This window comes from Microbacterium testaceum StLB037 (assembly GCF_000202635.1).
In the GTDB taxonomy this organism is placed as follows: Bacteria; Actinomycetota; Actinomycetes; order Actinomycetales; family Microbacteriaceae; genus Microbacterium; species Microbacterium testaceum_F.
In genome coordinates, this window is sequence record NC_015125.1 from 1,889,167 (window position 1) to 1,903,410 (window position 14,244).

9 protein-coding genes are annotated in these 14,244 nt (G+C 69.9%); 7 read left to right on the forward strand and 2 right to left on the reverse strand.

Features of this window, described 5'->3' with window-relative positions:
- The first annotated feature begins 131 nt into the window (after positions 1-131).
- The gene (locus tag MTES_RS08660; protein WP_013584865.1) at positions 132-1,859 is read left to right on the forward strand and encodes an ABC transporter ATP-binding protein; all 1,728 of its coding nucleotides are present in this window, start codon (positions 132-134) and stop codon (positions 1,857-1,859) included.
- Positions 1,856-3,883, forward strand: a complete 2,028-nt coding sequence (locus MTES_RS08665) for an ABC transporter ATP-binding protein (RefSeq protein WP_013584866.1) — start codon at positions 1,856-1,858, stop codon at positions 3,881-3,883. Before MTES_RS08660 ends, MTES_RS08665 begins: the two co-directional genes overlap by 4 nt.
- Before the next feature lie 395 nt (positions 3,884-4,278).
- Here MTES_RS08665 and MTES_RS08670 read toward each other — a convergent pair whose 3' ends face one another.
- Positions 4,279-6,480: an LLM class flavin-dependent oxidoreductase gene (locus MTES_RS08670; RefSeq protein WP_013584867.1), complete on the reverse strand. Its 2,202-nt coding sequence runs from the start codon at positions 6,478-6,480 to the stop codon at positions 4,279-4,281.
- 64 nt (positions 6,481-6,544) lie between these two features.
- Between MTES_RS08670 and MTES_RS08675 the strand changes: the two genes are divergently transcribed.
- From MTES_RS08675 to MTES_RS08695, 5 genes are all read left to right on the forward strand, one after another.
- Positions 6,545-6,913: a winged helix-turn-helix transcriptional regulator gene (locus tag MTES_RS08675; protein ID WP_013584868.1), complete on the forward strand. Its 369-nt coding sequence runs from the start codon at positions 6,545-6,547 to the stop codon at positions 6,911-6,913.
- A 111-nt stretch (positions 6,914-7,024) separates the two neighbouring features.
- A complete protein-coding gene (locus MTES_RS08680; RefSeq protein WP_013584869.1) occupies positions 7,025-8,248 on the forward strand; it encodes a glycosyltransferase in 1,224 nt (407 codons plus the stop codon).
- 4 nt (positions 8,249-8,252) lie between these two features.
- A complete protein-coding gene (locus MTES_RS08685; protein ID WP_013584870.1) occupies positions 8,253-9,620 on the forward strand; it encodes a glycosyltransferase in 1,368 nt (455 codons plus the stop codon).
- A 253-nt stretch (positions 9,621-9,873) separates the two neighbouring features.
- Positions 9,874-10,863, forward strand: coding sequence for a GlxA family transcriptional regulator (locus MTES_RS08690; protein ID WP_013584871.1), 990 nt, complete (start codon positions 9,874-9,876; stop codon positions 10,861-10,863).
- Positions 10,864-11,286: 423 nt separating this feature from the next.
- Positions 11,287-13,494, forward strand: coding sequence for an ATP-dependent Clp protease ATP-binding subunit (locus MTES_RS08695; protein WP_013584872.1), 2,208 nt, complete (start codon positions 11,287-11,289; stop codon positions 13,492-13,494).
- Between the two features lie 51 nt (positions 13,495-13,545).
- Here the strand turns inward: MTES_RS08695 and MTES_RS08700 are convergent, their stop codons facing one another.
- Positions 13,546-14,178 carry a hypothetical protein gene (locus tag MTES_RS08700; protein WP_013584873.1) on the reverse strand — a complete coding sequence of 211 codons (633 nt, stop codon included), beginning with the start codon at positions 14,176-14,178 and terminating at the stop codon, positions 13,546-13,548.
- Positions 14,179-14,244 lie beyond the last annotated feature (66 nt).

Genomic DNA, 14,244 nt, shown 5'->3' on the forward strand with positions numbered 1-14,244 from the left:
GGCGCGTGTCCGCGGGTGTTCGCGGTGAGCGCTACCGGCTTCCACCCCGGATTCGCGCGGATGTCGGAGGTCCGTGCCAGGCTGTAGCTGCGGTCATGGCGACCGTGATCCGTTGATTACCGGAGGGCTCCGTGCTCGCCAAGCTCCTCATCCGCTACCTCAAGCCGTACCGCTGGCTGCTGCTCGCGCTCCTGATCTTCCAGTTCGCGGCGGCGATGGCATCCCTGTATCTGCCGCGATTGAACGCCGACATCATCGATCAGGGCGTCGCCCGCGGCGACACGAACTTCATCTGGTCGCGCGGCATGATCATGCTCGTGATCTCTCTCGGACAGATCACGGCGTCGGTCATCGCGACCTACTTCGCCGCCCGCGCCGCGATGGCGGCCGGGCGCGACATCCGACTCGACGTGTTCGAGAAGGTCAGCGGGTTCAGCGAGCGCGAGCTGTCGCAGTTCGGCGCGGGTTCCCTCATCACCCGCAACACCAATGACGTGCAGCAGGTGCAGATGCTCGCGATGATGGGCGCGACCATGCTCGTCAGCGCCCCGCTGCTCGCCATCGGCGGCATCTTCATGGCCCTCCAGCAAGATGTGGGGCTGAGCTGGCTGATCGCCGTCGCGGTGCCCGCTCTCCTGATCGCCGCGGGCCTGATCATCGCCCGCATGGTGCCGCTGTTCCGCAGCTACCAGACCAAGCTCGACGCCGTGAACCGCATCATGCGCGAGCAGCTGACGGGCGTCCGCGTCGTGCGCGCGTTCGTCCGCGAGCGCATCGAAGAAGAGCGCTTCCGCGAGGCCAACACCGACATCATGGTCGTCGGTCGGAAGGTCGGATCCCTCTTCGTCCTGCTGTTCCCCCTGGCGATGCTCGTGCTGAACGTCACCGTGGTCGGGGTCATCTGGTTCGGCGGCATCCAGGTCGACAGCGGCGCGGTCGAGATCGGCACGCTGTTCGCGTTCATGCAGTACGTGGCCCAGATCCTCATGGGCGTGCTGATGGCGAGCTTCATGACGGTGATGATCCCGCGCGCCGCGGTCTCGGCCGAGCGCATCGGGGAGGTTCTCGACAGCCACTCCACCCTCGAACGGCCCGCCCACCCGGTCACCGCGTTCCCCGAGCCGGGCGCGGTCGAGCTCGACGACGTCGCTTTCGCCTACCCCGGTGCCGAGTCGCCGGTCGTGTCGGGCGTGAGCTTCGCGGCCCGGCCGGGCGAGACCGTCGCGATCGTCGGATCGACAGGTGCCGGCAAGACCACGCTCGTGTCGCTCATCCCGCGCCTGTTCGACGTGACGGGCGGTGCCGTCCGCGTCGGCGGTGTCGATGTGCGCGAGGCGGATCTCGACGGACTGTGGAAGAGCATCGGTCTCGTTCCTCAGCGCCCGTTCCTCTTCAGTGGCACGGTCGCCTCCAACCTGCGCTTCGGGCGCGAAGACGCCAGCGACGACGAACTCTGGCGCGCGCTCGAGATCGCGCAGGGCCGCGACTTCGTCGAGGCGATGGAGGGCGGGCTCGAGGGGCGCATCGCGCAGGGGGGCACCAACGTCTCCGGCGGGCAACGTCAGCGCCTGGCCATCGCCCGCGCGATCGTCCACCGCCCCGCCGTGCTCGTCTTCGACGACTCCTTCTCCGCGCTCGATCTCAGCACCGACGCGAGGTTGAGACAGGCCCTGTGGGATGAGTTGCCGGAGGTGACCAAGATCGTGGTCGCCCAGCGCGTGTCGACCATCACCGGGGCCGACCGGATCGTCGTGCTGGAAGACGGTCGCATGGTCGGTCTCGGCACGCACGACGAGCTGCTCCAGACGAGCGACACGTACCGCGAGATCGTCGAGTCGCAGCTGGGGGTGGAAGCATGAGCACCCCCGATGCCCTCACCGAAGAAGACCGGGCCGAACTCGAACTCGCTGAACAGGCGCGCTTGAACTCCGGCGACTGGGACAGCGTCGCGCCCGGAAAGGCCGCGAACTTCGGGCCCAGCTTCCGTCGACTGATCGGACTCCTGCGTCCGCACGCCGTCGCGTTCGCGTTCGTGTCGCTGCTCGGCGCCCTCGGCGTCGTCCTCGCGGTCCTCGCCCCGCGCGTCCTCGGAGACGCCACGAACATCATCTTCGAGGGGGTCGTCTCGAAGGGGCTGGCGAACCAGTTCCCCGCCGACACCTCGCAGGCCGATGTCGTCGCGGCGCTCCGCGCGGCGGGTCAGAACGACTTCGCCAACATCATCGGCGCGATGAACTCGTTCCAGGTCGGCGCGGGCGTCGACTTCGACGCTCTGCGCCTGGTCATCGTCGCGGTGCTCGCGATCTACGTCGGTTCGTCGCTGCTGTCGTGGATCCAGGGGTACGTCATCAACGTGATCATGGTCCGCACGATGTGGCGCCTGCGCGAAGACGTCGAGGCCAAGATCAACCGCCTGCCGCTGTCGTACTTCGACAAGGTCCAACGCGGAGAACTCATCTCGCGCGTGACCAACGACATCGACAACATCACGCAGACGATGCAGCAGTCGCTCTCGAGCGCACTCACGTCGGTGCTGACGGTGGTGGGCGTGCTCATCATGATGTTCACCATCTCGTGGCAGCTCGCGCTCGTCGCCCTCGTCTCGCTGCCGCTCATGGCGATCATCTTCGGTGTGATCGGCCCGAAGTCGCAGAAGGCGTTCGGCACGCAGTGGAAGAAGGTCGGGCGCCTGAACGCCCGCGTCGAGGAGTCCTTCTCCGGCCACGCGCTCGTCAAGGTGTACGGCCGCGAGAAAGACGCGCGCGAGAAGTTTGAGGTCGAGAACGAGGAGCTGTACCAGGCGAGCTTCAAAGCCCAGTTCCTCTCCGGCATGATCATGCCGGGCATGATGTTCGTCGGAAACCTCACCTACGTCGGCATCGCCGTGCTCGGCGGGCTGATGGTGGCCGCTGGCCAGATCCGCCTCGGCGACGTCCAGGCCTTCATCCAGTACTCGCAGCAGTTCACGCAGCCGCTGTCGCAGCTGGGCGGCATGGCCGCCGTCGTCCAGTCGGGCACCGCCTCGGCCGAGCGCGTGTTCGCGCTGCTCGACGCCGACGAGCAGGACCCCGACGCGGCGGACGCGCCCGACCCGGTCGACGGGCGCGGCGTCATCGAGTTCGCGAACGTCGCCTTCGCCTACACGCCGGAGCGCCCGCTCATCAGCGATCTGTCGTTCCGCGTCGAGCCCGGGCAGACGGTCGCGATCGTCGGGCCCACCGGTGCGGGCAAGACCACGCTGGTCAACCTCATCATGCGGTTCTACGAGCTCGACGGCGGGCGCATCCTGCTCGACGGGCAGGACATCGCCGACCTCCGCCGCGACGACGTCCGCTCACGGACCGGCATGGTGCTGCAAGACCCGTGGCTCTTCGCCGGCACGATCCGCGACAACATCCGGTACGGCCGCGAGAGCGCGACCGATGACGAGATCGTCGAGGCCGCCGTCGCGACGCGCGTCGACCAGTTCGTGCACTCGCTCCCCGAGGGCTACGACACCGTCCTCGACGAGGACGCGGCCAACGTCTCCGCCGGCGAGAAGCAGCTGATCACGATCGCGCGCGCCTTCGTCGCGCGGCCCTCGGTACTGATCCTCGACGAGGCCACCTCCTCGGTCGACACCCGTACCGAGCTGCTGCTGCAGCAAGCGATGGCGGCGCTCCGCGAGGGGCGCACCTCCTTCGTGATCGCGCACCGTCTCTCGACGATCCGCGACGCCGACCTCATCCTCGTGATGGAGCACGGCGACATCGTCGAGCAGGGAACCCACGACGAGCTCATCACGCAGCACGGCGCCTACTGGCGTCTGTACCAGTCGCAGTTCCAGAATGCCGCGTCCGAGGGCGACGGAGCCGCCCAGCCCGTGCACGAGTCGGAGTCCTAAGGCGAGTCCCGGCATGCCGCGCGGACGATGGCGCCGCAGCCTCGCAGCCTCGCAGCCTCGCAGCCTCGCAGCCTCGCGGTCTCGCGGTCTCGCGGTCTCGCAGCCTCGGAGCCCCGCGGCGCGTGCTTCGGTGCCGGAGGTGTGCGGTGTGCGGTGTGCGGCGTGCGGCGTGCGCTTCCTCGCGCGGCTCTCACCTGAGGTTTGGGGCGCATTTCGCAGCTTGGGGCGTATGGCGTACGCCCCAACGCGTGTCTCGCGCCCCAAACCCGCTTTGGCCATGCCGCCGTCCCGGCCGCAGCGCCGTCCCGCCGTGCGTCGTCTTGCCGCCGCCTCGTTCTGAGCGTGCTGGCCCGCCGCCGCCTCACCCGCCGCCGCCTCACCCGCGGCGCTCCGCCCTACCCCGCCGCCGGATCCGGCGCGATGAAGAAGTTGTCGCGGAACAGCCCGCTCGGGTCCCAGACCGCCTTCAGGTGACGGAGCCGGGCGAGGTGCGCGGGTGGGAACGCGCGGGCGATCACCTCGGGGCCGATGTCGGTCTCGAAGCTGAGGTACATGCCTTCAAGCGCGGGGACGAGGTCCGCCCACCGCTGTTCGACCTCCCCTGACCCGCCACCGACCATGGCGAGGAGGAAGTTCGCGTCCCGCCATCCGTAGGCCGCGGCATCCGCGGCGACGTCGCCGACGGCACCGCCGGCGGAGCGGATGCTCAGGATGAACGAGGACCGGGATGCCATCAACTCGGTGATCTTCCCCGCCACCTCGTGGTCGAGGTGGCGGATCAGACCCGAGTGTCCGCGGGGCTCTCCGTGTCCGTGCTGGAGCTCGCCCCCGGCGGGAAGCTCGAGGAGCGCCGCGTAGGGGACCATGTGGACGGACTGGTTCGCGATGGGCGCGAGCCGGGCGAAGGGCTGGAGTCGAACGGCGACCGTGTCGGGATCGTGCTCGTCCACGACGATCAGCGCTTGCACGACGGGCGATGTTCCCGGGGCGACGGGGCCGATCATGAGGGTCCCCGTCACCGAGCGGTCGGCGTCTTCGATCGCCTTTCCCCATCCTTCGAGGAAGGTGGTGAGGTCGTCGGGGGCGAACGCGAGCATCGCGAAGCCGACCTGCGGAGAGACGGGGTGCGCGTCGAACGCGAACGAGACCACGACGCCGAAGTTCGCGCCCGCGCCCCGCACGGCCCAGAACAGGTCCGGGTTCTCCGATGCGCTCGCGTGGACGAGTTCGCCGTCCGCCGTGACGATGTCCACCGCGCGCAGGTGGTCGATCGCGAGACCTCGCTTGCGTGCGAACCACCCGATCCCCGCCGTGGTGGCCAGACCGCCCACACCGACGCCGCCGTAGTCGCCGGCCGTGATCGCCAGGCCGTGCGGCGAGAGCGCTGCGGCGACCTCGCCCCAGCGGGCACCCGGGCCGACCCGGACCCGGTTCCCCTCGCCGATATCGATCCCGTTCAGCGCGTCGAGGGCGATCACGATGCCGCCGTTGTTCAGCGACCGACCCGACATGCCGTGCCCGCCGCTGAACAGGCCGAGTGGGACGTCCCGGTGGCGGGCCGCGAAGCGCACGGCATCCTGAACCTCCGCCGGCGACTGCGGGCGGATCACCAGCCCGGGCCGGGCGCCACGGAAGTACCCGGCCGTGTACCGGATGTAGCCCGGATCGCCGGGCAGCAGGGTGCGCGAGGCGAGCGCGTCGGGGATCGCATCGGCACGGAACGCGCGCGCCACCGGGGCCGGGCGCGTGGCCCGGCGGGCTTCGGTGACACGGTCGCGGATGCGCGGCGCCGTCTCCGCTGCGAACCTCCGGATCTCGCGCGGGTCGTCGGAACCCAGGATGAAGACGCTGATCCCGTGCCCGACCGCCAGCTCGGCCAGGTCGACGGCGTCGTACTCCGCGGTCACGTTCATCAGGCGGGTCACCGCCCGCGGGTCTCGGCCGACTCTGCGGGCGGAGTCGTCGATGATCTGGTTCCCGCGCTCGATGTCGCCGGGCTTCATCCACGGCAGGCTCGGCAGCCAGCCGTCGCCCTTCCGGCCGATGATGCGCTGCATCCGGGGCTTGTAGGCCCCGACCCAGATCGGAATGTCGTGAGCCGGGGCCGGTCCACGGGCGGCGTCGGACACCCGGTGATGCACGCCGTCTAGCCGCAGCGGCGACGGGTCGCTGGCGTCCCAGATGCCCCGAATGATGTCGAGAGCCTCGTCCAGCCCGCTCACGGCCTCGGCCGGGGTCAGCAACGGCGCCCCCATCGTCGCCATCGCCTCGAAGTATCCGCCCGTACCGAGCCCCAGCTCCGCACGCCCATCGCTGAGCCGGTCCAGGCTCGCCATCGCCCGCGCGAGGACGGCGGGCTGGCGCAGCGGGAGGTTCAGGACGTTGCCGGACACGTGGATGCGAGAGGTCTTCGCCGCGACCCACGACATCAGCGTCCAGGTGTCCTGGAACGCCGGTTGATACGGGTGGTCCTGGAACGTGACGAGGTCCAGCCCCACCTCTTCGCTGAGGAGCGCGAGATCGACCGGGCGCTGCGGGGCGGACGCGATCGGAGTGACGAAGGTGCCGAAGCGCAAGGGATGCAGGTAGTCGGGCATGTCTTCAGCCTCCGGCGAGGCGTGATCCTCGACAAACACCACGTAACCCGCTTACCTTGAGTAAGTGACTACTTCGCCACCCCTGCACATCGACGACGAGGAATGCCGCCGCATCTCCGGTGTGATGGAGGTCGTCGGTCGGCGGTGGTCCAGCGGCATCCTGCTCGCCCTCGGTATGGGGGCCGAGCGCTTCAGCGAGATCGAACACCGTGTGCAGGGGCTCTCGGGTCGCATGCTGAGCGTTCGACTCCGTGAGCTCGAAGCCGCCGAACTCGTGGCGCGTGACGTCCGGCCGACCACGCCCGTGACGATCTCCTATCGCCTCACCGAGCGCGGCATCGAGCTTCTCCGCTCTTTGCAGCCCATGGCCCGCTACGCCCGCCGATGGGAACCGGTCGCCGAAGAAGGGAAGGGTGCAGAGGCGACGGGCTGAGGCGTTCGGGCGGGGCGTTCGGGGAGCGCAAAACCCCCTCCGGTACAGTGGACGCGCCCCGCGAACCCGCCCCGCGCGCCCCTTCCGCCGCTCAGATAGGCCTCACCCCTCGTGACCACTCCTGCGACGCCCTCCGATTCGACGCCCTCCGACTCGGTGCCCACCGAGCGACCGCTCACCGTCCTCATCGGAGCCGACACCTTCCTCCCCCACGTCAACGGGGCCGCCCGGTTCGCCGAGCGCCTCGCCGCGGGACTCGTCGCTCGCGGGCATAACGTCCACGTCGCAGCTCCGAGCGTCGGGCACAGCCACTCCGGCACCTTCACCGAGGTGATCGAGGGTGAGGCCATGACGATGCACCGGCTCCCGGCGTACCGTTTCCTCCCGCACGACTGGCTGACGTTCGTGCTCCCGTGGCGGGCGAAGCACTACGCCCGTAAGGTGCTCGACCAGGTGAAGCCCGACGTGGTCCACATCCAGTCGCACATCGTGATCGGCCGCGGTCTCACCCGCGAGGCGCGCAAGCGCGGCATCCCCGTCGTCGCCACCAACCACGTCATGGCCGAGAACATCCTCGACTTCACGACGCTCCCCGATTTCCTCGATCGGATCTTCGTCAAGCTCGCGTGGGCCGACGCGGCGCGGACGTTCGCGATGACCCGCGCGGTCACGACCCCGACGCGCCGCGCAGCCGACTTCCTCGAGTCCACCATCGGCATCCGCGGCGTCATCCCGATCTCATGCGGCATCGACCGGTCGAACTACACGCCCGACCTCGAGCCCCGCGATGCGAACCGCATCCTCTTCGTCGGCCGCTTGACCACCGAGAAGGGCATCGACGTCGTGCTCCGCGCACTCGCGATGCTCGACCCGGCCCTCGACGTCTCGTTCGACATCGTGGGCGGAGGCGACCAGCGCCGCACCCTCGAGCAGCTCGCGGAGCAGCTCGGCCTCTCGTCCCGCGTGACGTTCCACGGTCACACCTCCGAGGAGGAGCTGCGCGCGCTCTACACGCGGGCGAGCGTGTTCGCGATCGCCTCGATCGCCGAGCTGCAGTCGATCGCGACGATGGAGGCCATGGCATCCGGTCTCCCCGTCGTCGCGGCCGACGCCGTCGCCCTCCCGCACCTCGTGCACGACGGCGAGAACGGGTACCTGTTCGAACCCGGCAACGCCGAGGAGCTCGCGGCGCGCTTGACCGACGTGCTGACCGCCGATCCCGAGGAGCGCCGGCGTATGCAGCAGGCCTCGCTCGACGGCGTCATCGTGCACGACATCGGACGCACGCTCGACACCTTCGAGGCGCTGTACCGCGGACAACCGATCCCGGAGTGACCACGTGCACGTGGTGATGTTCGCGGATCAGCACCTCGAGTCCCTCGGCGGGGCGCAGGTGTCGATGCGGCTGCAGAAGCGCTTCCTCGAGCGCGCGGGTCACGTCGTCACCGTCGTCGCTCCACGGATGCACCGCCCGGCACCCGATGACGGGGCGTACGTCAACCTGCCGTCGATCGCGATCACGCCCGATCGCGAGTACGCCCTGACCTGGCCCGGCGCGCGCACGGATCGATTCGTGGATGCCGAACTCGGCGCGCGCCTCCCCGTCGACGTCGTGCACGTCCAGGCGGATTTCTGGGGCGCGTTCATCGGCCACCGCTACGCCGCACGTCACGGCCTCCCCGTCGTGCACACGATGCACAATCGCGTCGACGTCGGGATCGAGGCGACCGCGCCTTTCCCGACGCTCGTCCTCCGCGTGCTGAACGCCTGGGCTCGACGCGCGCTGCGCGGTGCCGAAACGCGGAGAACCGCGGCGTCCTCGCAGTCTGTGGGCGGAAATCTGCGAGATTCGCGCGACTCTGCGAGCTCCGCGTCGGCCGGACCGGTCGGACCCGCGCCTGCCGCGCCTGACGCACCCGTCGCGCCCGCTGGAACCGCCACGCCCGCCGAACCCGCCGCCGCCCGCGGCACCGGTCCGGCCGACGGCTGGGCCTACCTCCGCCGCTTCGCGCGACTCTCGCGGGCGATCACCGCGCCCTCCGGCCACTTCGCGCGCCGTCTCGAGGACCACTCCGTCGCCCCCGAGACGGCGGGCGTCGACGTCATCTGGAACGGCATCGACGACGACATCCTCGACGCCGCCCTCGCGGCCGGGGTCGAGGCCCGCCGCCCCGGGAAGCCGCGCTTCGTCTGGCTCGGCCGCATGAGTCCCGAGAAGCGGCTCCTTCCCTTCCTCGAGGCGGTCGCCGCGTCGGGCATCGACGCCGAGGTCGAGGTCATCGGCGGGGGAGCGCAACTCCGCGCGGCGCAGAAGCTCGTCGCGGAGCGGAGGTCGGTGGCATCCGTCGTCTTCTCGGGACGCCTCAGCTACGCCGAGACGCTCGCGCGGCTCGCCGCTTCCGACGCCGTGGTGCAGACCTCGATCGGCTTCGAGACGCAGGGCATGACGGTCTTCGAGGCGGCGTCGCTCGGAACGCCCGCCGTGGTGAGCGACCCCGACATCGCGTCCGAGCTGGGCGCGGGAGTGTGGGCGGTTCCGGATGCCACGACCTCGGCGCTCGCGGACACGCTCCGTCGCGCCGCCGACGACATCGCGTCGGGGAGCCCGGTCGCCGTCGATCCGTCGCTCGCGGAGCGCTTCCGCCAGTCGTCGCGCACCGCGGCGATGATCGCGGTGTACCAGCGGGCGGTCTCCGCCGGACGGTGAGCCCGGGCCGACCGCGGCGCAGTTCTCCGCGTGGGGGAGGTCTCCCGGTGACGCGCGGCCCGGGCGGGATCGGTGGGCACGGAGCCGTAGCCGTCGGTGTGGATGAGCCACGCCGTGGCGACCACGCCGACGAGGGCGAGAACAGCGAGAGCGATCAGGTAAGCCATGGCAGAAAAGCTACGCATCGCGAAATCGTGCCGCGAGTGGCATGATGGACGGCATCCGTTCGATTTCTGCCACATCCGAGGTGCACATGCGTTCTGTCGCCGTCGTCATCCAGCCGGGTTTCGCGCCCTTCGAGTTCGGTCTCGCGTGCGAGGCGTTCGGCCTCGACCGCACCGATGAGGGCATCCCGAACTTCGACTTCCGTATCGTGGCGCCCGATCCCGGCGTCGTGCCCTCGAACATCGGCTTCTCCGTCAACGTCGAGCTCGGTCTCGACGCGGCAGCCGATGCCGACATCGTCATCCTCGCACCGATCCCGCGCGAGCAGTGGGGTGCCGTCGATGCGCGCGTGATCGAGGTGGTTCGCGCGGCTCACGCCCGCGGCGCGTGGCTGCTGAGCGTCTGCAGCGGCTCCTTCGTGATCGCCGCGTCCGGCGTCCTCGACGGGCAGCGGGCCACCACGCACTGGCGCTACGCCGACGTGATGGCGCGCATGTACCCCTCGATCGAGGTCGACCCCGACGTGCTCTACGTGCAGTCCGGTCGCATCATCACGAGCGCGGGGACCGCCGCCGGACTCGACGCGTGCCTGCACCTGCTGCGTCAGGAGCTCGGCGCCGAACTCACCAACCGCATCGCCCGACGCATGGTGGTCGCCCCGCAGCGCGACGGTGGTCAGGCGCAGTTCATCGCGTCGCCGCTGCCGGCCGCGCCGTCGATGTCGCTCGCGCCGGTGACCGAGTGGATGCTGCAGAACCTGGATGCCGAACTCTCGGTCGACCAGCTCGCCGCCCGCGCACACATGTCCCCGCGCACTTTCGCCCGGCGTTTCAAGGCCGACCTGGGCGCCACGCCGGCGGCCTGGCTCGCGCGCCAGCGCCTCCTGCACGCGCAGCGCCTGCTCGAGGAGACCGACCTCGGCCTCGACCGCATCGCGGCGGAGTGCGGCTTCGGCTCGGCCGCCGTGCTGCGCCAGAACTTCGCCCGCACGTTGGGGCTGACCCCCACCGCGTACCGCGCGCGGTTCTCGTGCGCCGACGAGGTGTCCGCGGCGCCCCGCGAGGCCGTTCCGGCCTGAGCGCCCGCTCCGGGCTAAGCGCCCGCTCCGGCCTGAGTGCCCGCTTCGGGCTGAGCGCCCGCTCCGGGCTGAGCGCCCGCTCCGGCCTGAGTGCCCGCTCCGGCCTGAGCGCCCGCTCCGGCCTGAGCGCCCGCTCCGGGCTGAGCGCCCGCTCCGGCCTGAGTGCCCGCTCCGGGCCGCCTCGGTAGGCGTCGAGGGGTGCGGCGGCACCCACATCACACGATCATGCCGAGATCGCACGCGGCTGCGGTGACTCAACGGGTGCTCTCGCGCCGAACGTGCGATCTCGGCGCGCCGGGCGTCGGCGCAGGACGGGATCGAGGCGGGGGAGGTGGCATCCATTGCCCTCCGGCGGACGCGCTGGTAAACTTGAGTCAACGCCACTCAAGTTTGAGTGCAGCGACGAAACTTCCAGGAGAACACATGAACGCCACACAACAGCCGGGGCAGGAGGACGCGCGGAGCGCCCTCGAGCAGTTCGGCATCAACCTCACCGACCGGGCCCGCCAGGGCAAGCTCGACCCCGTGATCGGGCGCGACGGCGAGATCCGCCGCGTCAGCCAGGTGCTCACCCGGCGCACCAAGAACAACCCCGTGCTCATCGGCGAACCCGGCGTCGGCAAGACCGCCGTCGTCGAGGGGCTCGCCCAGCGCATCGTCGCGGGCGACGTCGCCGAGAGCCTCAAGAACAAAGAGCTCGTCTCGCTCGACATCTCGGCGCTCGTCGCCGGCGCGATGTATCGCGGACAGTTCGAGGAGCGCCTCAAGAGCGTCCTCAAAGAGATCACCGAGTCCGACGGACGCATCATCACGTTCATCGACGAGCTGCACGTGCTCATGGGCGCGGGCGGCGGCGAGGGCTCGGTCGCGGCCAGCAATATGCTGAAGCCCATGCTCGCCCGCGGCGAGCTGCGCCTGATCGGCGCGACCACGCTCGACGAGTACCGCGAGTTCATCGAGAAGGATGCCGCTCTCGAGCGCCGCTTCCAGCAGGTGTACGTCGGCGAGCCCACGGTGGAGGACACCGTGGCGATCCTTCGTGGCCTCAAGGAACGGTACGAAGCCCACCACAAGGTCGCGATCGCCGATGCGGCGCTCGTGGCCGCGGCATCCCTGTCCAACCGGTACATCCCCTCGCGCCAACTGCCCGACAAGGCCATCGACCTGATCGATGAGGCCGCGTCGCGCCTGCGTATGGAGATCGACTCGGCCCCGCTCGAGATCGACGAGCTTCGCCGGCACGTCGACCGCCTCAAGCTCGAGGAGCTCGCGCTCAAGAAGGAGAAGGACGACGCCTCGAAGGAGCGCCTCGCCACCCTCCGCGAGACCCTCGCCGCCGAGCAGGCCAAGCTCGACGAGCTGCAGGCCCGGTGGGAGCGCGAGCGCGCCTCGCTCAACCGCGTCGGTGAGCTGAAGACCCGTCTCGACGCCGCCCGTGTGGATGCCGAGCGCGCCCAGCGCGAGGGCAACCTCGAGCGCGCGTCGCGGCTGCTGTACGCCGAGATCCCCGCGCTCGAGCGCGAGCTGATGAAGGCCGAGCGCGAGGAGCCGGCGGGGGACCGCATGGTCAACGAGCAGGTCACGGATGAGGACATCGCGGCGGTCATCGCCGCCTGGACGGGTATCCCCGTCGGGCGCCTGCTGCAGGGCGAGACCGAGAAGCTGCTGCACCTCGAGCGTGAACTCGGCAAGCGGCTGATCGGACAGAAGGATGCCGTGAAAGCGGTGTCCGACGCCGTCCGGCGCTCGCGCGCCGGTATCAGCGACCCGAACCGCCCGGTCGGCTCGTTCCTGTTCCTCGGCCCGACCGGTGTCGGCAAGACCGAACTCGCGAAGTCGCTCGCCGACTTCCTCTTCGACGACGAGCACGCCATGGTGCGCATCGACATGTCGGAGTACGGCGAGAAGCACTCCGTCTCCCGCCTGGTCGGTGCCCCTCCGGGGTACGTCGGGTACGAGGCCGGAGGCCAGCTCACCGAGGCCGTGCGGCGGCGCCCCTACAGCGTCGTGCTGCTCGACGAGGTCGAGAAGGCGCACCCCGAGGTCTTCGACGTGCTGCTGCAGGTCATGGACGACGGTCGCCTGACCGATGGCCAGGGACGCACGGTCGATTTCACCAACGTCATCCTGATCCTCACCAGCAACCTCGGCTCGCCGATCCTCATCGATCCGACGCTGTCGATGGATGCCAAGCGCGAACAGGTGCAGGCGCTGGTGCGCCAGGCCTTCAAGCCCGAGTTCATCAACCGTCTCGACGACATCGTGATCTTCCAGGCCCTCAGCCAGGACGATCTCGCGCAGATCGTCGAGCTCGCGGTCGACGCCCTGCACAAGCGCCTGCGCGAGCGCCGGCTGACCCTCGCGGTCACGCCCGACGCCCGCTCGTGGCTCGCCGAGCGCGGCTACGACCCGGTGTACGGCGCGCGGCCGCTGCGTCGCCTGATCCAGTCCGAGATCCAGGACCGCCTCGCGATGGCGATCCTCGCCGGCACGGTGCGCGACGGCGACGTCGTCCGCGTCGACGTGGCCAGCGACGGCGACTCGCTCATGCTCGTGAGCACGGGCCCGGCGGCGGAGGAGTCCGGCGACGACTCCGGTGACGACGTGATCGAGGCGGAGATCGTCGAGTAACCAGCCGGCGCGCGACCGTCTTCGTCACGGTTCGCGCGCCGGCCGACCGGTTCAGGGACAGGGCGTGAACCAGGCTTTGACGAACGCCGCGGTCTGGTACGCGTACTCGAAAGCCCAGTCGTACAGCGACATGTTCGTGTCGACACCCATCACCGTGACGTCCCCCGCGTAGCACTTCTGAAAGATGTAACGCGTGCGGGCGACGTGCGGAGTGAAGGTGATCACGACCGTTTTGTCGCTGGGATGACTCGCGACGTAGTCGGAGAGGAGTTTGGCCTCACCGGCGGTCGTGAACGGCTCCGGGCGTTTGCAGGTGACCCCGGGCTCGCCGCACGCGTCGATCTCAGAGGCGTCGAAGGCGCGTTCTCCATGCCCCTTCGCGGAACCCGACACGGAGATCAGCATCGGCAGGTTGCCGTCGGCGTCGCGAAGGGTCTCTCCGAGATCGATTCGCTGCTGCTGCGGCGGCCCGATGACGTAGACGAGGTTCGCATCCGTCGGATCGCCCTGTGACGGGAAGACGTACAGAGGGAGACCCGCCACGACGATCGCGACGATCACCACGGCGAGTGCCACGCTGAGTCGACGCACGCGTCGCCACCGCAGGCGTCTGCGCCGCACCCGCGCGAGTGCGATGGGCTGCGATTCGGGCGAGCCGGCTTCGGTGGGCGGAGAGGTCGTCACGGAGGTGATGGTAAGCCGCTCTCGTGAACGCGATGTTGCCGAGGAAGGGCGGAGCCGCGGGGTGCA